18 protein-coding genes are annotated in these 18,970 nt (G+C 71.5%); 9 read left to right on the top strand and 9 right to left on the bottom strand.

Translation table 11 applies throughout. The annotated features are described in order from the left end of the window. Positions 1-108: 108 nt before the first annotated feature. The 4 genes from ACGFMK_RS41605 to ACGFMK_RS41590 form a co-directional block, all read right to left on the bottom strand. Complete coding sequence (locus ACGFMK_RS41605; RefSeq protein WP_392775112.1) at positions 109-939, bottom strand: peptidoglycan-binding protein; 831 nt, start codon at positions 937-939, stop codon at positions 109-111. Positions 940-1,019: 80 nt separating this feature from the next. After that, complete coding sequence (locus ACGFMK_RS41600; protein ID WP_392775110.1) at positions 1,020-3,170, bottom strand: heavy metal translocating P-type ATPase; 2,151 nt, start codon at positions 3,168-3,170, stop codon at positions 1,020-1,022. Beyond that, positions 3,167-4,003, bottom strand: coding sequence for a hypothetical protein (locus ACGFMK_RS41595; RefSeq protein ID WP_392775109.1), 837 nt, complete (start codon positions 4,001-4,003; stop codon positions 3,167-3,169). Before ACGFMK_RS41595 ends, ACGFMK_RS41600 begins: the two co-directional genes overlap by 4 nt. Continuing rightward, positions 4,000-4,203 (bottom strand): heavy-metal-associated domain-containing protein, encoded by a 204-nt coding sequence (locus tag ACGFMK_RS41590; protein ID WP_392775107.1) that lies wholly within the window; start codon positions 4,201-4,203, stop codon positions 4,000-4,002. The genes ACGFMK_RS41595 and ACGFMK_RS41590 overlap by 4 nt, the downstream gene beginning before the upstream one ends. Before the next feature lie 368 nt (positions 4,204-4,571). Here ACGFMK_RS41590 and ACGFMK_RS41585 point away from each other — a divergent pair, with 368 nt between their 5' ends. From ACGFMK_RS41585 to ACGFMK_RS41575, 3 genes are all read left to right on the top strand, one after another. Then, positions 4,572-5,624 carry an NlpC/P60 family protein gene (locus ACGFMK_RS41585; protein ID WP_392775105.1) on the top strand — a complete coding sequence of 351 codons (1,053 nt, stop codon included), beginning with the start codon at positions 4,572-4,574 and terminating at the stop codon, positions 5,622-5,624. A 92-nt stretch (positions 5,625-5,716) separates the two neighbouring features. After that, a complete protein-coding gene (locus ACGFMK_RS41580; protein ID WP_392775103.1) occupies positions 5,717-6,172 on the top strand; it encodes a hypothetical protein in 456 nt (151 codons plus the stop codon). Positions 6,173-6,219: 47 nt separating this feature from the next. After that, the gene (locus ACGFMK_RS41575; protein ID WP_392775101.1) at positions 6,220-6,420 is read left to right on the top strand and encodes a DUF3072 domain-containing protein; all 201 of its coding nucleotides are present in this window, start codon (positions 6,220-6,222) and stop codon (positions 6,418-6,420) included. 1,004 nt (positions 6,421-7,424) lie between these two features. Here ACGFMK_RS41575 and rho read toward each other — a convergent pair. Beyond that, positions 7,425-8,489, bottom strand: coding sequence for a transcription termination factor Rho (gene rho, locus ACGFMK_RS41570; protein ID WP_392775099.1), 1,065 nt, complete (start codon positions 8,487-8,489; stop codon positions 7,425-7,427). Positions 8,490-8,716: 227 nt separating this feature from the next. Here rho and ACGFMK_RS41565 point away from each other — a divergent pair, with 227 nt between their 5' ends. Continuing rightward, the gene (locus ACGFMK_RS41565) at positions 8,717-9,235 is read left to right on the top strand and encodes an ATP-binding protein (protein ID WP_392775097.1); all 519 of its coding nucleotides are present in this window, start codon (positions 8,717-8,719) and stop codon (positions 9,233-9,235) included. A 216-nt stretch (positions 9,236-9,451) separates the two neighbouring features. Here ACGFMK_RS41565 and ACGFMK_RS41560 read toward each other — a convergent pair whose 3' ends face one another. Continuing rightward, complete coding sequence (locus tag ACGFMK_RS41560; protein ID WP_392775095.1) at positions 9,452-9,664, bottom strand: hypothetical protein; 213 nt, start codon at positions 9,662-9,664, stop codon at positions 9,452-9,454. 54 nt (positions 9,665-9,718) lie between these two features. Then, on the bottom strand, positions 9,719-10,891 hold the full coding sequence (locus ACGFMK_RS41555) for a glycoside hydrolase family 64 protein (RefSeq protein ID WP_392775093.1): 1,173 nt from the start codon (positions 10,889-10,891) through the stop codon (positions 9,719-9,721). A gap of 341 nt (positions 10,892-11,232) precedes the next feature. Here ACGFMK_RS41555 and ACGFMK_RS41550 point away from each other — a divergent pair, with 341 nt between their 5' ends. Both ACGFMK_RS41550 and ACGFMK_RS41545 read left to right on the top strand, forming a co-directional pair. Then, a complete protein-coding gene (locus tag ACGFMK_RS41550; protein ID WP_392775091.1) occupies positions 11,233-12,141 on the top strand; it encodes a glycoside hydrolase family 16 protein in 909 nt (302 codons plus the stop codon). A 15-nt stretch (positions 12,142-12,156) separates the two neighbouring features. Beyond that, a complete protein-coding gene (locus ACGFMK_RS41545; RefSeq protein ID WP_392775089.1) occupies positions 12,157-12,657 on the top strand; it encodes a methylated-DNA--[protein]-cysteine S-methyltransferase in 501 nt (166 codons plus the stop codon). On the opposite strand, the gene ACGFMK_RS41540 is transcribed toward ACGFMK_RS41545, so the two are convergent. Beyond that, positions 12,654-14,888: a PHB depolymerase family esterase gene (locus ACGFMK_RS41540; protein ID WP_392775088.1), complete on the bottom strand. Its 2,235-nt coding sequence runs from the start codon at positions 14,886-14,888 to the stop codon at positions 12,654-12,656. The genes ACGFMK_RS41545 and ACGFMK_RS41540 overlap by 4 nt on opposite strands. A 153-nt stretch (positions 14,889-15,041) precedes the next feature. Between ACGFMK_RS41540 and ACGFMK_RS41535 the strand changes: the two genes are divergently transcribed. The 3 genes from ACGFMK_RS41535 (at position 15,042) to ACGFMK_RS41525 (ending at position 18,308) form a co-directional block, all read left to right on the top strand. Next, positions 15,042-16,625 (top strand): alkaline phosphatase D family protein, encoded by a 1,584-nt coding sequence (locus ACGFMK_RS41535; protein WP_392775086.1) that lies wholly within the window; start codon positions 15,042-15,044, stop codon positions 16,623-16,625. 54 nt (positions 16,626-16,679) lie between these two features. Then, on the top strand, positions 16,680-17,525 hold the full coding sequence (locus tag ACGFMK_RS41530; RefSeq protein ID WP_392775084.1) for a helix-turn-helix transcriptional regulator: 846 nt from the start codon (positions 16,680-16,682) through the stop codon (positions 17,523-17,525). Between the two features lie 63 nt (positions 17,526-17,588). After that, on the top strand, positions 17,589-18,308 hold the full coding sequence (locus ACGFMK_RS41525) for an SDR family oxidoreductase (RefSeq protein WP_392775082.1): 720 nt from the start codon (positions 17,589-17,591) through the stop codon (positions 18,306-18,308). Here ACGFMK_RS41525 and ACGFMK_RS41520 read toward each other — a convergent pair. Beyond that, positions 18,271-18,957: a histidine phosphatase family protein gene (locus ACGFMK_RS41520; RefSeq protein WP_392775080.1), complete on the bottom strand. Its 687-nt coding sequence runs from the start codon at positions 18,955-18,957 to the stop codon at positions 18,271-18,273. The genes ACGFMK_RS41525 and ACGFMK_RS41520 overlap by 38 nt on opposite strands. Positions 18,958-18,970 lie beyond the last annotated feature (13 nt).

Genomic DNA, 18,970 nt, shown 5'->3' with positions numbered 1-18,970 from the left:
CTGGCGGACACCAACCGAGGTCCTCACGAAGCTACTGTTAGATCAGCAGACACCAGGTGTTGCAACCACCGCATGAATCCGCCTGGCCTTCACGGCCTTCGGGAGCCGTCAGCCGCGCTGGTACTCCTCCCAGGTGACCTTCGGGACCGAGGGGCCGTCGTCGGCGCCGCGGCCGGCCAGGCCGTTCTGGCCCAGGTAGTAGTCGCCCGTCTGGTGCTGCGCGCCCGAGGACAGGTCCGGGTCGGAGATCGCCATCGCGTGGACGTGGTAGGCGAAACCCTGCGCCGGCGTGCGGTACCAGGCCGCGAAACCGACCTGGCGCAGCGCCTTGATCAGGTTCGTCCGGGTCGTCGCCGACATGCCGGACACCGAGATGTCCATCGCGCCGCCGCCGTCGTGCGTCCCGGCCGACGCGTCGACGCCGCCCGGGTTGTACGAGCCCTGGGTCAGGCTCACCGTGATGCCGGCGATGTTCTCCGCGGCCAGCAGCATCGCCTTGGTGCGGGTGTTGATCGTGACGCCGCGGTAGGACACCCGGCTGCCCGCGGAAACCGGGCTCGTCACGGTGAACCGGCCGTCGCCCAGCTGCTCCAGCGACGTCTTGCCCGGCAGGCCCGAAGCGTCGATTCCGGTGTAGCCCAGGGACTTCTGGTACTGCGAGTACGCCGTGATGGTCGTGGTGCCGAAGTAGCCGTCGACGTACTTGCTGTCCAGCAGCCCCTTCGCCTGCAGCGCCTGCTCGACCAGCAGGACGCTGTCGTGCGCGCCCGGCGTCTGGGTGCTGTCGGCCCGGCGCGGGTCGATCTGGGCCGCCTTCAGCACGGCCTCCATGTTCGCCGTCGGAAGCGCCGTCGTGACCGCCGGCGCGGCCTGCGCCGGTGCGGCCACGGCGAACGCCGCGGCGGTGAGCGCCGTCAACACGGCGGCCTTCGTGAACATCCCTGTCCTCCATCGGTCGGAATCGGTTACGCCACCACGATCACCCGGCCGGATACAAGGGACGTACAAACGGGCTCCCATCACCCGGTCGTGCTCCTGAAACCGCGCAGTCGCAGGCTGTTCGTCACGACGAAGACCGAGCTGACCGCCATCGCCGCCCCGGCGAGCATCGGGTTCAGCAGGCCCGCCGCGGCCAGCGGCAGCGCGGCGACGTTGTAGGCGAACGCCCAGAACAGGTTCCCCTTGATCGTGGCCAGGGTCCGCCGTGACAACCGGATCGCGTCGACGGCGGCGCGCAGGTCGCCGCGCGCCAGGGTCAGGTCCGCCGCCTCGATCGCGACGTCGGTACCGGTGCCCATGGCCAGGCCCAGATCGGCCTGGGCGAGGGCGGCCGCGTCGTTGACGCCGTCCCCGGCCATCGCCACGACATGCCCCTCGGCCTGCAGGCGCCGGACGACGTCGGCCTTTTCCTGCGGCAGCACCTCGGCGATCACCTGGTCGATGCCGACCTCGTCGGCGACCGCCCGGGCCGTGGCCACGTTGTCGCCGGTCAGCAGGATCGGCGTCAGGCCGAGCGCGCGCAGCCGCCGGACCGCTTCGGCCGACGTCGGCTTGACGGTGTCCGCGACGACCAGCCGCCCGCGGACCTCGCCGTCCCAGGCGACGTGGATCGCGGCGGCTTCCGACGGCGCGCCGCCGGCGAACTCCGCCCGTCCGACGGCGACCCGATGCCCCTCGACCACGCCCTCGGCACCCAGGCCCGGCGTGCCGCGGAAGCCCGAAACCGCGGGCAGCGCGCCGAAGCGCTCGCGAGCGGCGTCCGCGATCGCATGGGCCACCGGGTGTTCGGAGGCGGCCTCGACGGCCCCCGCGAGCCGCAGCACCTCGCCGTCCCCTTCGACCAGCGCCATCCGGCCGGTGGTGACGGTGCCGGTCTTGTCCAGCACGACGGTGTCCACGCGCCGGGTCGACTCCAGCACCTCCGGGCCCTTGATCAGGATGCCCAGCTGCGCGCCCCGGCCGGTGCCGACCAGCAGCGCCGTCGGCGTCGCGAGGCCGAGCGCGCACGGGCAGGCGATGATCAGCACGGCGACGGCGGCGGTGAACGCGGCCGACGGCGTCCCGCCCGCGCCGAGCCAGAAGGCGAGCGTCGCCACGGCCAGCGCGATGACGATCGGCACGAACACCGCCGAGACGCGGTCCGCGAGCCGCTGGACCTGTGCTTTCCCGGTCTGCGCCTCCTCGACGAGCCGCGCGGTCCGCGCCAGCTGCGTGTCGGCGCCGACCCTCGTGGCCCGGACGACGAGCCGGCCGCCGACGTTGACCGTCGCCCCGGCCACGGCGTCCCCCGGCCCGACCTCGACCGGCACGCTCTCGCCGGTCAGCAGGCTCGCGTCGATCGCGGAGCCGCCGTCCTCGACGACGCCGTCGGCGGCCACCTTCTCCCCCGGCCGCACCACGAACTCGTCGCCGACGGCCAGCTCGCCGACCGGGATCCGCACCTCGCGCCCGTCACGCAGGACGGCGACGTCCTTGGCCCCGAGGTCCAGCAGCGCCCGCAACGCGGCGCCGGCCCGGCGCTTCGAGCGGGCCTCGAAGTAGCGCCCGGCCAGGATGAACGTCGTCACGCCCGCGGCGACCTCGAGGTAGAGGGCGCCGTCACCGGACATCCGCTCGACGGTGAACTCGAACGGGTGCCGCAGTCCGGGGGTGCCCGCGGTGCCGAACAGCAGCGCGTACAGCGACCAGCCGAACGCGGCGAGGGTGCCGAGGGAAATGAGCGTGTCCATCGTGGCGGCGCCGTGGCGCAGGGTGGCGAAGGCGGCGCGGTGGAACGGCCACGCGCCCCAGACCAGCACCGGCGCGGCGAGGGTCAGGGAAATCCACTGCCAGTAGGTGAACTGCCACGCCGGCACCATCGCCAGCAGGATCACCGGCAGCGCGAGCACGGCCGAGGTGACGAGCCGCTGCCGCAGTGCGCGCGTGCCGTCGTCTTCTTCGGTTTCGCGGGCTTCCGGCGGTTCGTCGGCGGGCAGGTGGGCGCCGTAACCCGCCGCTTCGACCTCGGCCACGAGGTCCGACGGTTCGACGTCGCCGGTGAAATCGACCTTCGCCTTCTCGGTGGCGTAGTTGACGGTCGCCGTGACGCCGTCCAGCTTGTTGAGCTTGCGCTCGATCCGCATCGCGCAGGACGCGCAGGTCATGCCGGTGATCGCGAGTTCGACGGTCATCGCGGCTCCCCCGTTCCGGTGGTGAACTCGGCGGTGCGGACGACGTCGCCGTGGCGGAAGTCCAGGAACAGCCGGTACGACCCGGCCGACGGCACCTCGGCCAGGAAGGTGAGCCCCGGCCCGGCCGGGTGGACGTGCAGGTAGGCGAGGTCGCCACCGCGCAGCGCGACCAGGTGCCCGGTCGCGCCGAGGTAGGGCTGCGTGGTCACCTGGCGGCCGTCCTTGGTCACGGTGGCCACCAGCCGGGACGACCGGCCCGGGACGAGGTCGCCGTCGAGCCGGACGCGGTAGCCGTCGACGTCGGCGACGCGCGACTCCGGGTGCTCGACCGGCCGGAACATCCCCGGTGCTTGGAGGTCGACGCCGAGCGTCAGCGGGTTCCCGCCCGTGGGCTTGAAGTCGGCGAAGGCGCGGTAGCTGCCCGCGTCGGCGACGGTGAGGGGCACGCTCCAGGTGCCGTCGGCGCCGAGGTCGGGATGCAGGTGCCGGTAGCCGGCGGTGTCCCGCCGGACGACGATGAAGTGCAGCCGCTTCTCGTGCTCGACGTCGAACGCGGTCACCGGCGCGCCGCCGGGTCCGGTGATCCGGAAGGTGAAGCGGGTCGCCGCTCCCGGCGTCAGGGTCGTGCTCGCCGGGGTGAGGGTGTAGCCGTCCTCGGACGACGCCAGCCCGCCGGGCGGGTGCTCCATGGTTTCGCCGTGCATGGCGTCTTCGTCGCCGTGGGCCTCGGCCTGGCCGGGGAACGGGCCGACGGCGGTCCCGAGCGCCCAGGCACCCCCGGCGATCAGCACGAGGGCCGCCGCGTAGGCGGAGAGCTTCCCTGCGGTGTTCATGTCAGCCGGTACCCCGCTTCCTCGACGGCGCCGCGCACGTCCTCGACGGCGAGCGCGGCGGCGCTGCGGACGGTCACGGCCCCGGTGGCCAGGTCGACCGCGACGCCGGTGACGCCGTCGATCCCGCGGATCTCCTCTTCGACCGACCGGGCGCAGTGGCCGCAGGTCATGCCCGTGACGGTGTAGGTGCTGTCGCTCATGCCTCAGATATACCCTAGGGGGGTAGGGTAAGCCAACCCGTGACGAGGTGTAACCCCGGACACAGGCAGCCACGGCGCCGCTGGTCCAGCCGTGTTTCAGGGCGTCACGGAGAGTGTTTTCGGGGTACCACTGGACTCGCCCGTGTTCTTTTCGTAACCTGTTCGAGATCTCGCGGCCCCGGCTGCCGACAGGTGGCGACGCGAGATCGCCGTCGATACCCCCTGCCGGGTACCGGACCCCCACCCCCGCGTGGCTCACCTGTTGCGGTCGAGCACGCACTCGTGGCGGGGCAGCGCGGACGAGGCCCCCGACTCGCCGCCCCGGTCCCCCGACCGGCGGCCGATCAGCAAAGGAGACCCGCGCGACCGTGCATTCGCATCCCGTCAAGCGCGTGGTGTCAGGTGCCCTAGCGGCCGCCGCGGTGATCGCTGTGATCACCGTCGCGGACCCCGTGGCCACCGCCGCCCCCATCCCCGTCCTCCAGGCTCCGCCCACCGGGTCGGAAGCCCTGGCCAAGTACCGCGACCTCGCGGCACAGGCCGAAAAGCTCAACGAAGACCTGCTCAAGGCCCAGGACGACCTGAAGGCCAAGCAGGGTGAGCTCGACAAGGCCACCAACGACGTCAACGCGGCGAAGGCCGCCGGTGCCGAAGCCGCCGACGCGAAGCAGAAGTACCAGTCCCAGGTGGACAAGTTCGCCGGCGCGTCGTTCACCAGCGGCGTCCAGCTGAACAAGCTGTCCGCGCTGCTGGCCGGGACGTCCACTCAGGACTTCCTGGACCGGTCGTCGGCGCTCGAGGTCATCGCGACCGAGAAGAACGGCGCGATGGACAACCTCAGCGGTGCGGCCGAAAAGGCCAAGACCGCCGAGAAGACGGCGACGGACGCCGCGAAGAAGGCGACCGACGCCCGCGACGCGGCGGCCAAGCTGACCTCGGACATCGAGGGCAAGAAGAAGAACCTGCAGACCCAGATCGACCAGATCGAGGCGCAGAGCAAGAACCTCAGCACCGCCGACAAGGCCGCGCAGAAGGACACCGGCGGCAAGGCCCCGACCGTCAAGGCGGCGACCGGGGCGGCGCAGACCGCGGTCAACGCGGCGCTGAGCAAGCTCGGCAGCGCCTACGTCTGGGGCGCGACCGGGCCGAGCACGTTCGACTGCTCGGGCCTGATGCAGTGGGCCTACAAGCAGGCCGGCATCTCGCTGCCGCGGAACTCGGCGGCACAGGCGGGCTTCGGCACGCCGGTGTCGCGCGACCAGCTGCAGCCGGGCGACCTGGTCGCCTACTACTCCCCCGTGTCCCACATCGGGATGTACATCGGCGACGGCAAGATGGTCCACGCCCCCACCAGCGGCGACGTGGTCAAGATTTCCCCGCTGATGAGCGAGTACGCGGGAGCGACCCGCCCGACGGCCTGAGTGCCTCACGCGAATCCGTCCACAGTGGTGAATCCGCCGCGGTGGACGGATTTTCGCGTTTCCGGGCGAGGTTTCCGGGGAATCATCCCGCAATGGCCGAGAACCCCGTACCCGACGAAGCCACCCTCGACGCGGTGGGCAAGCTGACCGAAGCCCTCGAGACGATCGAGCGCGCGCGGGGCCACCTCTACGCGTTCCACCAGCAGACGGGCTGGGCGGACCTCCTCTTCGGCGACGCGGCGGACCGGCTCGAGAAAGCCGGCCACCCGGCATGGGCTTCGCGGATCCGCGAAGAGCTGGTCGGCCTCAACGTGCTGGCCGACCGGTGGACGTTCCAGGTGGTCGAGGAGTACGACGACGGTTATTACAAGACGTCCCGCGACCTGGAGCGCGAGGTGCTGGCCGAGTTCACCGGAGGACGCCGTCACCTGCAGGAGCAGCAGATGAAGGACGCCCGCCGCACCCGCGGCCGCGCCGGCCACGAAGCCGGCCCGCCGAGCACCCCTCCGCCGGAGGTGTCTTCTGAAACTGTCGGACCCGTGGGTTAGAGTCGATCTCAAGCGAACAGACGTTCGAACGTTCGAATGGAGTGGTGATGACCGAGCAGCCGGAACCCAACCCGGAGAAGGACCCGAGCGAGTGGACCACCGGCGACGAGCCGATGACCGGGCCGCAGAAGTCCTACCTGCAGACCCTCGCCCAGGAAGCGGGCGAAGAGGTGCCCGACGACTTGACCAAGGCGGAGGCGTCCAAGCGGATCGACGAGCTGCAGCAGACGACTGGCCGCGGCGCCTGAGCGGGCTCGAGGTGGGCTGAGCGAGCGCCGCGGTCGAGCGGGCTCGCGGCGGACCAAGCGATGCTGCCGCGGCAACCCGAGCCGGCCCGAGGCGGGCTGAGCGGGCGCTGCGGGCTCGGAGCCGGACTCGCGACGCACTGAGCCCGCACGGCTGTTGCGGCCACGCGGAACCCGAGCGGGCCTGGAGCAGGCTGAGCTGAGGCCGCAGTGGGAACGGGCTCGCGGCGGACCCAGCGATGCAACCTTTGCGGCGATGTCGCGCCCGAGCTGGCCCGAGGCGGGTTGAGCGGGCGCTGCGGGCTCGCAGCCGGACTCGCGACGGACTGAGCCCGCACAGCTGCTGCGGCCACGCGGAACCTGAGCGGGCCTGAAGCAAGCTGAGCGGAGGCCCCGGCGGGAACGGCTCGCGGCGGACCGAGCAATGCAGCGGTGGCGGCGATGTCGCGCCCGAGCTGGCCCGAGGCAGGCTGAGCGGGCGCTGCGGGCTCGCAGCCGGGCTCGCGGCGGACTGAGCCGCACAGCTGCTGCGGCCGCGCGGAACCTGAGCGGGCCTGAAGCAGGCTGAGCGGAGGCCCCGGCGGGAACGGCTCGCGGCGGACCGAGCAATGCAGCGGTGGCGGCGATGTCGCGCCTGAGCAGACTCGAGCGGGCTTGCCGGTGCGGCAGACGCCGCGGGCTCAGCACGAAACCCGGTTGCCCGGCTCGCGGCTCGCGGCGGACCGACCGAGCCAGCAGAGGCCGGGTGAGCCGTTTGGCGGCCTTGCAGCGGCTGAAGCGTTCGGCACCTGAGGGGAATAGCGGGGTGACTCGCGGTTTTGCCCGGCTGGCTGGGCTTTCTCGGCCGCGGGCGGTCCTGGCTTGGATCGGCGAGCGCACAGCCTTCGAGTGGCTACAGCGCCGAGTGCACGCAGCGACTTGTGCGCTCCAACCGAATTGAGCACAGCGGCCAAGCAAGCACATGGGCAACTCAGCGCGGCAAACAAGGGCGCGGTGGGCGAGCGGGCTCAGGCGGCCTCGGGCAGTGCTGCGGCGCCCGTTACGCGGAGCAGGAACTCGGCGTTCGAGCCCGTCTTGCGGAGCTGGTCCAGCAGCTGCTCGACCGCGTGCGGGCCCTGTAGTGCGCGGCGGACGTCGCGCATGGCCGTGAGTTCGCCCGGGGTGACCAATAGTTCCTCGCGGCGGGTGCCGGAGGCGGCCAGGTCGACGGCCGGGAAGACCCGGCGTTCCGCCGTGCGGCGGTCCAGCTTGAGTTCGGCGTTGCCGGTGCTCTTCAGCTCCTCGAAGAACACCGTGTCGGCCAGGGAACCGGTTTCCACCAGGGCCGTCGCGATGATCGTGAGGGAGCCGCCGCCCTCCAGATTCCTTGCGGCGCCGAGGATGCGCTTCATCGGCTGCAGCGCGGCCGCGTCGACGCCGCCCGAGAGCGTGCGGCCGGACGGGCGGGCCGAAAGGTTGTACGCGCGGCCGAGGCGGGTCAGGGAGTCGAGCAGCAGCACCACGTCTTCTCCGCGCTCCACCAGGCGTTTGGCTCGCTCGACCGCGAGTTCCGCGACCGCGACGTGCTCGGCCGGCGGCCGGTCGAACGTGGACGCGATCACCTCCCCGCGCACGGTCCGGCTCAGTTCGGTGACCTCCTCCGGGCGCTCGTCGGCGAGGAGCACCATCAGCCGGCACTCGGGGTGGTTGGTGGCGATGCCGTGCGCGATTTCGCGCAGCACCGTGGTTTTCCCCGCCTTCGGCGGTGAGACGACCAGCGCGCGCTGGCCCTTGCCGATCGGGGTGACGAGGTCGATGACGCGGGTCAGCACCCGCGCCGGCGTGGTTTCGAGCAGCAGGCGCTCGTCGGGGTGCACCGGGACGAGGTCGTCGAAGTGCGGGCGCGGGGCGGCCGGGTTGGCGCCGTCGACGCTGATGATTTCCTCGGCGGTGCCGGTGATTTCGTCGCCGGTGCGCAGCTTGTGCTTGCGGACGACGGAAAGCGGGAGGGTGACATCGCCGTCGGCCCGCCGGTAGCCGGCGCGGACGAAGGCGGATTTTCCTTGTACGTCAAGGATTCCGTGAAAAGGCATGGTTTTCTCCTGAATGAGGGTACGGCCGGGACGGGCCGTGAACGAAAGGAAAGAGGCCGATCGGCCTGGATCCGGGAGCTTCCTCCGGGCGGCCAGAGGGCCGACATCCGCGAGGAGCACCTTCACTGTAGCCGGAGTTTCCGCGGAGCACAACGCGTGAGAATCCGTGGCGGTGGGTAGGTCTCCAGAAGAACACGCCGAACGTCGCCGACGGATGGGAGCACATCGTGCACCGACATACCCCCGAGCCGGAGGTGGACACCGCCGAGACCGCCGACGCCGGGACCACTCTCCCCGGCCGCCTTCCCCCGGGTGCCGGGACCGTGGCCACGTCGACCTTCGAGGAGCTCTCGCCGGCCCTGCCGAACGACGTGGCCGACCTGCGGCGCAAGCTGGTCCGCTGGCTGTCCGAGCTGCCGCTCGACCCGGAGAGCACGCACGACATCACACTGGCGACCTACGAGGCGCTGGCGAACGTGGCGGCCCACGCGTACCCGGACGGCCGCGGCTGGGCCCGCCTGCAGGCGACCCGAGTGGGTGACGCGGTGACGGTGACGGTCACCGACACGGGCTGCGGCATCCCGGCGACCCGCCCCCGCTCAGCGGCCCTGCGCACCTCCGGCGGCCGCGGCCTGCTGCTGATCGACAAGGTCACGGACCAGTCCGAGATCGACACCGGCGAACAGGGCACCCGAGTCCGCATGACCTGGCGCCCGGCCGCCCTGCGGGACGCGGGAGCAGCCTGAGACGCACGCCCCGGCACGCCCTGGGCGACAGCGGAAACTGGGGAATTGAGCAAGACAAGAGAACGCCGCGGCCACACAAACCAGCGGGCCTGAACCGGGCCGATACGGTCAGTCACCGCACCATCGCCCACCGAGAGCGTCGCGGTGCGTGACCAAGCCCGTAAAGCGGCGAAGCGCGGTGAGCCGGACCTCGGCCCACCGCGCTTCAAGGGAATCTCAGGCCGCGCCGGCCAGCCGGACCAGGCGGTTGCGCGGGTACGAAACCAGTTCGCGCTCCTCGTCCGTGGTGAAGATTTCGACGGAATCCTCCAGGATGTCCGCCGAAGTCACCTGTAGCTGCCACGCGGGCAGCCCCGGCGCGGGCTCGTGCCAGAACCACTGGCCCTTGGTCAGCTGGTCCGCCGGGACCGTCGCGTCGTCCGTTTTCATGTCATGAGGCTAACCGTCACCACCGACAGTTTTCGCACGGCCCGGCCATCCACATCAGCCATGGGTGGCACCCACCGTGATCGTCAGCACGTCCGGGTCGCCCGCGAACACCGCACCGCTGAAGTCCGGGCCCGGGCTGACGTCGTCGTACGGGAACGCGTAGCCCCGGTTGTCGGGCAGTTTCGAGTGCACGATGCGGGCGTAGTGGTTGGTCACGTCGCCCTGGTAGAACTTCGCCGGGTCCTCCGCCGTCGGCTGATTCGGGTTGTCCAGCAGCGTCGTGCGGTTCAGCGCCGCCGCCAGGCGCGGGACGATGCTCTTGCGCGCGTCGCTCGCCCCCTGCGGGATGGCGAACGGGCCGCTGTCGCAGCTCCAGACGTCGGCCGTGGCCGGCTTCGCGAACGCCTCGGCCCCGAACACCAGCTGCCCGCCGCTGACGCGCCCGGTGAACGTGCCCAGCCCCGGGTTCTGCGAGTCCACCACGAGGTCCGTGCCCTCGTACTTCTGCCAGACCTGATCGATGTAGCCGTCGAGGTACCCACCGAACTGGTCGGCGTGGTGGTGCGGGGACAGCGCGCGCAGGTTCCCGCCGCCGCCGGTCTGCACCAGCCCCGGCCAGTTCCCGCCCAACGCCGACAGCTCCGAAGAAATCGCGTCCAGCGAACCCGAAGGCAGCCCGTTGACGGTCTTCGTGCCCGAGCCGGACGTCGTGAGTGACAGCCCCATCGGGATGCCGACGAAGTCGACGTAGCTGATGTTGGCGAACAGCTGCTCGTCGTTGAACGTGAACTCGCTGAACGACCAGTTCTTCTGGAAGTTCGGGTCGTCGGGGTTCAGGAAGCTCGGGTGCACCAGGGCCGGGCCCGGGTCGAGGAAGAAGTCCAGCTTCGCGTCCGTGACGACGTACACGCGCGCGCCGCCCATCTTGGGCACGGAGACCTGGGCCCCGGAACCGACGGGGATGGCGCAGTCCTCCGGCAGCGGCGTGTGCGCGGCGCCGGGCGAGTCCGGGTAGTACGGCGAACCGTCGGCGCGCAGCAGGACCAGCCGCCCGTCGGGGGTCGTGCCGGTGACATAGGCGTACACGGTTCCGGAACCGGAGTTGTTCACCAGCTTGAGACCGAAGGTCGCGGGTGTGGCCGCGGCGGCGGTGCGTGCCAGGGGCAGCACGGTGGCGGTGGCGAGCGTGGCCGCCGAGAGGCTCAGGAACGAGCGGCGCGAAATCATGATTCCTCCACTTCGAGGATGACCAGAACACGCGGCGTGCTCCATAATGGACGCACCGGCCGCGCTCGCAGTTCGTTGTGGACGCCAACAAACTATGAACGCCACCGGCGGGGCCTGGCAACCCCTCTCAGGCAGGTCTAGACCACCGTCGCATCCGGGGCGCGCGGTGCCCCGCACGGAAATTTTTCAAACAATCCCGGTGCGGGCCTGCCCCCGGGTACCGGGTCACGGGTAATTCCGGGCAGGGGCCTTGACTTCCCCGGAAACCAGGGGTGACAGTGGACGGCCTCGCAGGTGGACGCCTCCCCTTTTCCGGCCCAGAGACAGAGAAAGCGGACCCCATGCAGCCCAGCAAGCGTTTCCTGCGCCTGACCGCCGTGGTGGCAACGTTGTCACTGCCCTTCATCGCGCCCGCGACGACGTCCGCCGCGGAGACCTGGACCACCGTGTTCCAGGACGACTTCGACGGCGCCGCCGGTACCGGCCTGAACACCCAGGACTGGCTCTACGACAAGGGAACCGGCTACCCGGGCGGCGCGGGCGCCTGGGGCACCGGCGAGATCGAGACGGCGACGGACTCGACCGAGAACGTCTACCACGACGGCGCGGGCCACCTGGCCATCAAGCCGGTGCGCGACGCCGCGGGCAACTGGACGTCCGGGCGGATCGAGACGCAGCGGACCGACTTCGGCGCCCCGGCCGGCGGGCAGGCGGAGATCAGCGCGACGCTCAAGCAGCCCTCCCCCGCGAGCGGGCTCGGCTACTGGCCGGCGTTCTGGGCGATGGGCGCCGACGCGCGGCCGGTCGGCGCGACGAACTGGCCGAGCATCGGCGAGCTCGACATCATGGAGGACGTCAACGCGCTCGGCAAGCACTCCACGACGTTCCACTGTGGACAGTGGCAGGGCGAGTGCCACGACCCGGACGGGATCACGAGCGACCTGCAGGACTGCCCGGGCTGCCAGGACGGCTACCACTCCTACTCGGTCGTGGTGGACCGCCGCGACGCCGCCGCGGAGGAGCTGCGCTTCTACCTCGACGGCAACCAGACCTACTCCGTGAAGCAGAACCAGGTGTCCGACGCGACCTGGAAGGCCGCGGTCGACCACGGGTTCTTCGTCATCTTCGACGTCGCCATCGGCGGCTCGTACCCGAACAAGGTCTGCGGCTGCACGAGCCCGTCCGCCGACATCACCCCGGGCGCCGAAATGAGCATCGACTCGCTCTCGGTCAAGGTCAGCACCAGCTGACGCTAGGCTGGCGCGATGAGCGTCCGGCACACCGTCATCGACTCACCCGTGGGACCGCTGACCCTCATCGGCGAGGGTGCCGCGCTGCTCGGCCTCTACTTCGACGGCCACCTGCGCACCCCGCGCCTCGCCGACCACGGGCCCCGGACCGACGACGGTTTCGAAGCCGCCCGAGCGCAGCTCGCCGAGTACTTCGCGGGCACGCGGCGCGAGTTCGACCTCGAGCTCGCGCCGCGCGGCTCCGCGTTCGAGAAGCAGGTCTGGGCGTTGCTGACGAAGATCCCGTACGGCGAAACCCGCACCTACGGGCAGCTGGCCGCCGAGCTGGGCGATCCCGGCGCCGCACAGGCGGTCGGGAACGCCAACGGCTGGAACCCGATCAGCGTGATCGTGCCGTGCCACCGGGTGGTCGGCACGAGCGGCGGCCTGACCGGGTACGCCGGCGGCCTCGCCCGCAAACGGTTCCTCCTGGGCCTCGAGGAACCGCCCGCGGACGAGGTCGGCCGGTTGTTCTAGCTCGCCGCGCAGGTCACGGTGGGCGCCGTCAGGTTCCCGCCGTGCTCGACGGTGAACCCGATGACGTTGCCGCTCCCGTTGGGCCGCGCGGTCAGCACGTACCCGGTGCTGTCCCAGGTGCCGGTGTAGTTCCAGCTGCCGATGACCTTCTGTGGCGCGTGGAAGGTGATCGTGAGCACCCAGTTGTTCGAGCCGGACACCGAAACCTGGCCGTTGAAGCCGACGTTCCACTCCGCGGTCTTGGTGTAGGTCCCGGTGCACCCGCCCGGCGGCGGGGTCGTGGTCGTCGGCGGCGGTGTGGTCGTCGTGGTCGGCGGCGGCGTGGTGGTGCCGCCGTTCAGCGCGTCGAGGACCGCGGTGTAGGCGGCCTTCTTGTTCCCGCTGCCGTCGAACAGCAGCGGCGTGGCCGACGCGCGCCAGGAGTCGGTGTCCCGGATGCCCCACACCGTCATGCCGTTGCAGCGCGCCACGGCGAGACAGGCCTGGGTGACCGTGCGGTAGCTGTTCGCCTGCGTGGTGCCCGACCCCTCGATGTCCAGCTCGGTGATCTGCACGTCCACGCCGAGGCTCGCGAAGTTCTGCAGCGTGGTCTGGTAGTTCGACGGCACCGGGCTGTTGCTGTTGAAGTGCGACTGGAAGCCGACGCAGTCGATCGGCACACCGCGGCTCTTGAAGTCCTGCACCATGCGGTACACGGCCTGGGTCTTCGCCTGGCCCCAGTCGTCGGTGTTGTAGTCGTTGTAGCAGAGCTTCGCGTTCGCGTCGGCCGCCCGCGCGGCGCGGAACGCCGCCTCGATCCAGTCGTCGCCGGTGCGCTGCAGGTTGGAGTCGCGGCGGGCGCCGGAACCGCCGTCGGCGAACGCCTCGTTCACCACGTCCCACGAGTAGAGCTGGCCTCGGTAGTGGGTCGCGACCTGCGTGATGTGGTTGAGCATCGCCGTGCGCAGCGCCGAGCCCTCCATGCCCTGCATCCAGCCGGGCTGCTGTGAGTACCAGGCCAGCGTGTGCCCGCGGACCTGGGCGCCCTGGCTGCGAGCCTGCGCCACGATCCGGTCGGCGTTGGTGTAGGAGAACTGGCCCTGGTTCGGCTCGGTCGCGTCGATCTTCATCTCGTTCTCCGGCGTGATCATGCTGAACTCACGGCTCAGGATGCCGGTGTAGACGCTGTCCGAGAGCTTGCTCGCCGAGACGGCCGTGCCGAAGTACCGGCCGGTCCGCGCCGCCGCGCTGCCGAGCGTGGTGCCCGAGGCGGGCGGGGTCGACGTCGTCGTGGTCGGGGTCGTCGGCGTGGTCGTGGTCGTGCCACCGCTGTTCAGGCCCAGGAACGAGATCGCGTAGCCGACCATGCCGCTCTGCGGCAGCGTGTGCCCGGCACCCTGGACGCTGATCGCCTCGACCGGCGCCTGGACGCCGGTACCGCCGTAGCGGGCGCGGGTCCAGCCGGACTGCGGCTGGTCGATCGTCGACGCCGTCTGGCTCACCCCGGCGAGGTTGGTCCACTGCTTGACCTCTTCGCCGAAGTTCGGGTAGCGCAGGGTGTCGTCGGCGGTGCCGTGCCACAGCTGCATCCGCGGGAACGGGCCGCTGCGGCCGCCGCTCATCTGGCGGGCCTGGTCGCCCCACTGCTGCGCGGTCTTCGTGATCTGGCCGTTGGCGCACTGGGAGTTCCAGCTCGACCCGTCGGTGGTGCCGAAGCAGCCGGCGGGCACGCCCATGAACGCCGAGCCGGCGGTGAACACGTCCGGGTACTCCGCCGCGAGCACGTTCGTCATCATCGCGCCCGAGGAGAACCCGGTGACGTAGACCCGGGACGGATCGACGTTGTAGTGCTGCTTCGCGTAGTCGACCATCGACAGGATGCCGACCGGGTCGCTGCCGCCGCCGCGGGTCAGGGCCTGCGGCGACGAGACGTCGAAGCAGCTGCCGCTGCGGGTGGCCTCCGGGAACACGATGACGTACCCGTACTGGTCGGCCGCGGTGACGTAGTCGCGGGCGTAGCCGTTGAAGACCGCCGAGGCCGAACCGGTGCAGTAGTGCAGCGCGACCAGCAGGGCCGGCCGGGTCGCCACCCGGTCCGGGACGTAGGTGTACATGTTGAGGTTGCTGGGGTTGGTGCCGAAATCGGTCACGCGGGTCAATGACGCCGCGGACGCGGGCTGCGCGGCAAGCAGCACGACCGCGGCGACCACCGGCACGACGGCGGCCAGCAGCACCGTGAGCAGTCTTCTCACTCGGGTTTCCTTCCGGGGAGCAGGGCGCGCAGCAACGACGATCGTTGGCCGCCACCGGCGGGCCGGTCAACGAGTTTCGCCACGTTTCGGAACCTTTCGACCGCGCTCCGGAACCGATCAGCCGGGCCGCCGCGGTTCTGACAGGATCAGCCGATGACCGCGCTGCTGCTGGGCCCGCTCCTCCGGCACGTCGACGCCACGTCGGCGACGATCTGGGTCGAGACGGACGGACCGTGCGAGGTCGGCGTGGGCGACGCCTCGGCCCGCACGTTCGAGGTCTCCGGCCACCACTACGCCCTGGTCGTGCTCACCGGCCTCGAGCCGGCGCGGAGCACGCCGTACGAGGTCCGGCTCGACGGCGACGTCGTCTGGCCCGAGCCCGGCGGCGAGCTGCCGCCGAGCCGGATCCGCACCCTCTCCCCCGGCGACTCCCGCTTCCGGCTGGTGTTCGGCTCCTGCCGCAAGCCGCGCGAGCAGGACGCCCTGGGGAAGGACGCGCTCGCCGCGTACGCCCGCCGCATGGCCCGGCTCGACGAGGAGGAGTGGCCGGAGTCGCTGGTGCTGCTCGGTGACCAGGTCTACGCCGACGAGACCACCGAAGACACGCAGAAGTGGCTCGCGAGCCGGCGTGACACGACGAAACCACCCGGCACCGAGGTCGGCGACTTCGAGGAGTACTGCCACCTCTACTCCGAGGCCTGGTCCGACCCGGCGGTGCGCTGGCTGCTGTCCACGCTGCCGACGTCGATGATCTTCGACGACCACGACGTGCGCGACGACTGGAACACCTCGCGGGCCTGGCGCGCCGAGATGGCCCGGACGTCGTGGTGGCAAGAACGCATCCGCGGCGCGCTGGTGTCGTACTGGATCTACCAGCACCTGGGCAACCTCGGCCCGGGCGAGCTCGCGTCGGACAAGGTCTTCCAGCAGGTCAGCACGTCCGGGACGGACAACGCGGAGCTGCTGCGCGAGTTCGCCGACCACGCCGACCGGGAGGCCGACGGCGCCAAGGGCACCCGCTGGTCCTACCGGCGCGACTTCGGCCCGGTCCGGCTGCTCGTGATCGACTCGCGGGCCGGGCGGATCCTCGAGGGCGGCGTGCGCGCGATGATCGGCGACGACGAGTTCGCCTGGATCGAGGAGCAGGCCGCCGGCGATTTCGACCACCTGCTGGTCGGCACGTCCCTGCCGTGGCTGCTGCCGACCGCGCTGTCCTACGCCCAGTCGGTCAACGAACGTCTCTGCGAGCGGCCGGGGCCGGTCGGCCGGGCGGCCGAGTGGTTCCGGCAGTTCGCCGACCTCGAGCACTGGCCGGCGTTCCGCACGTCGTTCGACCGGCTGGGGAAGCTGCTGGCCCGGGTCGCCGACGACGGCGCGGCTTCGGTCAACGTGCTCTCCGGCGACGTCCACCACGCCTACGTCGCGCGGGCCGAGTTCCCGGCCGGGCACGCCGCGCCGGTGCACCAGCTCACCTGCTCGCCGATGCACAACACCGTGCCCTGGTACATGAACCGCGTGTTCCGGCTCGGCTGGGCCCGGTGGCTGACCCGGCTGACCGGGTGGTTCGCGCGCCGCGCCGGCGTGCCGCCCACGGACCTGACGTGGAGCTGCGTGTCGGGGCCGCACTTCGGCAATGCCGTAATGACGCTGGACGTCGACGGGCGCACCGCGTGGGCCACGCTGCAGCAGCCCCACGGCGACGAGCTCGCCGACGGGGCGACGATCCGGCTCACCTGAGGGTGGGTGCGGCGCGGCCACCCTCCCCCGCGGATTCCGGGTTAGCCTCGGATCATGACCAGGGAAAACGTGCTCGGGGAGTTTCTCCGGGCCCGCCGCGCGCAGGTGCGCCCGGCCGATCTCGGCCTGCCCGCCGGGAGCGGACGCCGGGTCGCGGGCCTGCGCCGGGAGGAGGTCGCGCTGCTGGCGGGCGTCAGCACCGACTACTACGTGCGGCTGGAGCAGGGCCGCGAACGGCACCCGTCGGCGCAGGTGCTCGACGCGCTGGCGCGCGCGCTGGACCTGGACGGCGAGGCCACCGACCACCTGCACCGGCTGGGCCGCCCGGCCACGGCACCCCGGCGCCGGCCGCGACGGCGTGAGCAGGTCGGCCCGAACCTGCTGCGGCTGATGGACGGCTGGCCGGGCACGCCCGCTGTCGTCCTCGGCCGGTGCCTGACCGTGCTGGCGCACAACGCGCTGGGCAAGGCGCTGTTCGACGGGCACACCCACAGCGGCGACCTGGTCCGCCTGGTGTTCCTCGACCCGGACGCGCGCGAGTTCTACCCGGACTGGGAACGCGTCGCGGTCAACACCGTCGGCGGCCTGCGGGCGGCGGCCGGGATCGACCCCGACGACCCCCGGCTGATCGAGACCGTCGGCGAGCTGTCGGTCAAGAGCGAGGCGTTCCGCACGCTGTGGGCGCGCCACGACATCCGGCAGAAAACCCGGGAGACCAAACGGTTCCACCACCGGCTGGTCGGCGACCTGACCCTGAGCTACGAGGCATTGACGGTGAACAGCGCGCCCGGGCAGCAGCTGGTCGTCTACCAGGCGGAGCCGGGCAGCCCGTCGGAAGCGGCGTTGACGCTGCTGGGCAGCCTCACCGCCGAAAGCGCTCCGCAGAACGTCAACCGCTGAGCTGATTCCACAATGGACAGTTTGTTTCGTGCTGCCCGAAAAACCCTTTGAAAGGAAAGATCCGTGAAGGTCGTCCTCATCACCGGTGCCAGCAGCGGCATCGGCCACGCCACCGCGGTGCGGCTGGCCGCCGAAGGCCACCACGTCGTGCTCGGCGCCCGGCGCGAGGATCGCCTCGACGCGCTCGCCGAACAGATCCGGGCGGCGGGCGGCCGGGCCGACGTGCACCGCCTGGACGTCACCGACCGCGCCGACGTCGCCGCCTTCGCCGAAGCGGCGGTGCGCGACCACGGCCGGATCGACGTGTTCGTCGCCAACGCGGGCGTGATGCCGTTGTCCCGCCTGGATTCCCTGCACACCGGCGAGTGGGACCGGATGCTCGACGTGAACGTCCGCGGGCTGCTCAACGGGATCGCCGCGACCCTGCCGCACTTCCGACGCCAAGGCGGCGGCCACTTCGTCACCATCGCCTCCACCGGCGCGTACGAGGTGGTGCCGACGGCGGCGGTCTACTGCGCCACGAAGTACGCGGCCCGGGCGATCACCGAGGGCCTGCGCCTGGAGTCCGACCCGAGCTTGCGCGTCACGACGATCTCGCCGGGCGTCGTGGAGTCCGAGCTGGCGGACACGATCACCGAGCCGGGCGCGAAGGAGGCGATGGTCGCCTACCGCGCGCACGCGATGCCGCCGGACGCCATCGCCGGGGCGATCTCGTACGCGATCGGACAGCCGGACGGCGTCGACGTCAACGAGCTCGTGGTCCGGCCGACCGCCCAGCGGTGACCCCGGCGACGACCATGGTGAAGCCGCCGTCGCGGTCACGTTCCCAGGTCGTCAGCGAGGCGTTGGGGACCGGCGTGGCGGCGGCCGCGCGCATGAGGTCGGGTTCCGGCACGCCCTCCAACAGGTACCGGAGGGCGAACACCGTCATCTCGTGCGCGCAGAACAGGACGCGCGCGCCCGGCCGCTCGGCGCTCAGCTCGGCGAGCAGGGGCCGCACCCGCAGCACGACGTCGGCCCAGGACTCGCCGCCCGGCGGCCGGTAGTAGAACCGGCCGAGCCGCCGCTTGCGCCGGGCTTCCTCGGGCCAGCGCTCGCGGACGCCGCGCGTGGTCAGCAGGTCCAGGACGCCGAGCTCGCGGTCGCGCAGCCGCTCGTCGGGCACGATCGCCACCCCGGCGGGCGCGGCCAGCCGGGCGGTGTCCCAGGCGCGGCGGTAGGTCGAGGTGACCACGAGGTCCGGCGGGTGCCCGGCGAGCAGCTCCCCCGCCGCCTCGGCCTGGTCCCGGCCCAGGGCGGTCAGCGGCACGTCGGCGTCACGTTCGGCGATGCCGATCACGTCGGCGCCCGCCGCCTCCGCCTCCTCCCGGGCCACGTTGCCCGTGCTTTCACCGTGCCGAAGCAACCCCACCCACGCCAGGTCGACCTTCACGCGCGGCTGGTAC

Origin of the sequence: Amycolatopsis sp. NPDC049252, from assembly GCF_043197175.1 — a bacterium.
In the GTDB taxonomy this organism is placed as follows: domain Bacteria; phylum Actinomycetota; class Actinomycetes; order Mycobacteriales; family Pseudonocardiaceae; genus Amycolatopsis.
The sequence above is the reverse complement of the archived record's forward strand: the minus strand, read 5'-3'. Positions and strand labels throughout refer to the sequence as shown.

What these genes read in the sequence shown, in the direction of transcription:
- ACGFMK_RS41550 (WP_392775091.1), top strand. Translation starts at nt 11,233, where the DNA reads ATGCAGCCCAGCAAGCGTTTCCTGCGCCTGACCGCCGTGGTGGCAACG.
- ACGFMK_RS41605 (WP_392775112.1), bottom strand. Translation starts at nt 939, where the DNA reads ATGTTCACGAAGGCCGCCGTGTTGACGGCGCTCACCGCCGCGGCGTTC.
- ACGFMK_RS41535 (WP_392775086.1), top strand. Translation starts at nt 15,042, where the DNA reads ATGACCGCGCTGCTGCTGGGCCCGCTCCTCCGGCACGTCGACGCCACG.
- ACGFMK_RS41590 (WP_392775107.1), bottom strand. Translation starts at nt 4,203, where the DNA reads ATGAGCGACAGCACCTACACCGTCACGGGCATGACCTGCGGCCACTGC.
- ACGFMK_RS41595 (WP_392775109.1), bottom strand. Translation starts at nt 4,003, where the DNA reads ATGAACACCGCAGGGAAGCTCTCCGCCTACGCGGCGGCCCTCGTGCTG.
- rho (WP_392775099.1), bottom strand. Translation starts at nt 8,489, where the DNA reads ATGCCTTTTCACGGAATCCTTGACGTACAAGGAAAATCCGCCTTCGTC.
- ACGFMK_RS41560 (WP_392775095.1), bottom strand. Translation starts at nt 9,664, where the DNA reads ATGAAAACGGACGACGCGACGGTCCCGGCGGACCAGCTGACCAAGGGC.
- ACGFMK_RS41600 (WP_392775110.1), bottom strand. Translation starts at nt 3,170, where the DNA reads ATGACCGTCGAACTCGCGATCACCGGCATGACCTGCGCGTCCTGCGCG.
- ACGFMK_RS41575 (WP_392775101.1), top strand. Translation starts at nt 6,220, where the DNA reads ATGACCGAGCAGCCGGAACCCAACCCGGAGAAGGACCCGAGCGAGTGG.
- ACGFMK_RS41530 (WP_392775084.1), top strand. Translation starts at nt 16,680, where the DNA reads ATGACCAGGGAAAACGTGCTCGGGGAGTTTCTCCGGGCCCGCCGCGCG.
- ACGFMK_RS41545 (WP_392775089.1), top strand. Translation starts at nt 12,157, where the DNA reads ATGAGCGTCCGGCACACCGTCATCGACTCACCCGTGGGACCGCTGACC.
- ACGFMK_RS41580 (WP_392775103.1), top strand. Translation starts at nt 5,717, where the DNA reads ATGGCCGAGAACCCCGTACCCGACGAAGCCACCCTCGACGCGGTGGGC.
- ACGFMK_RS41555 (WP_392775093.1), bottom strand. Translation starts at nt 10,891, where the DNA reads ATGATTTCGCGCCGCTCGTTCCTGAGCCTCTCGGCGGCCACGCTCGCC.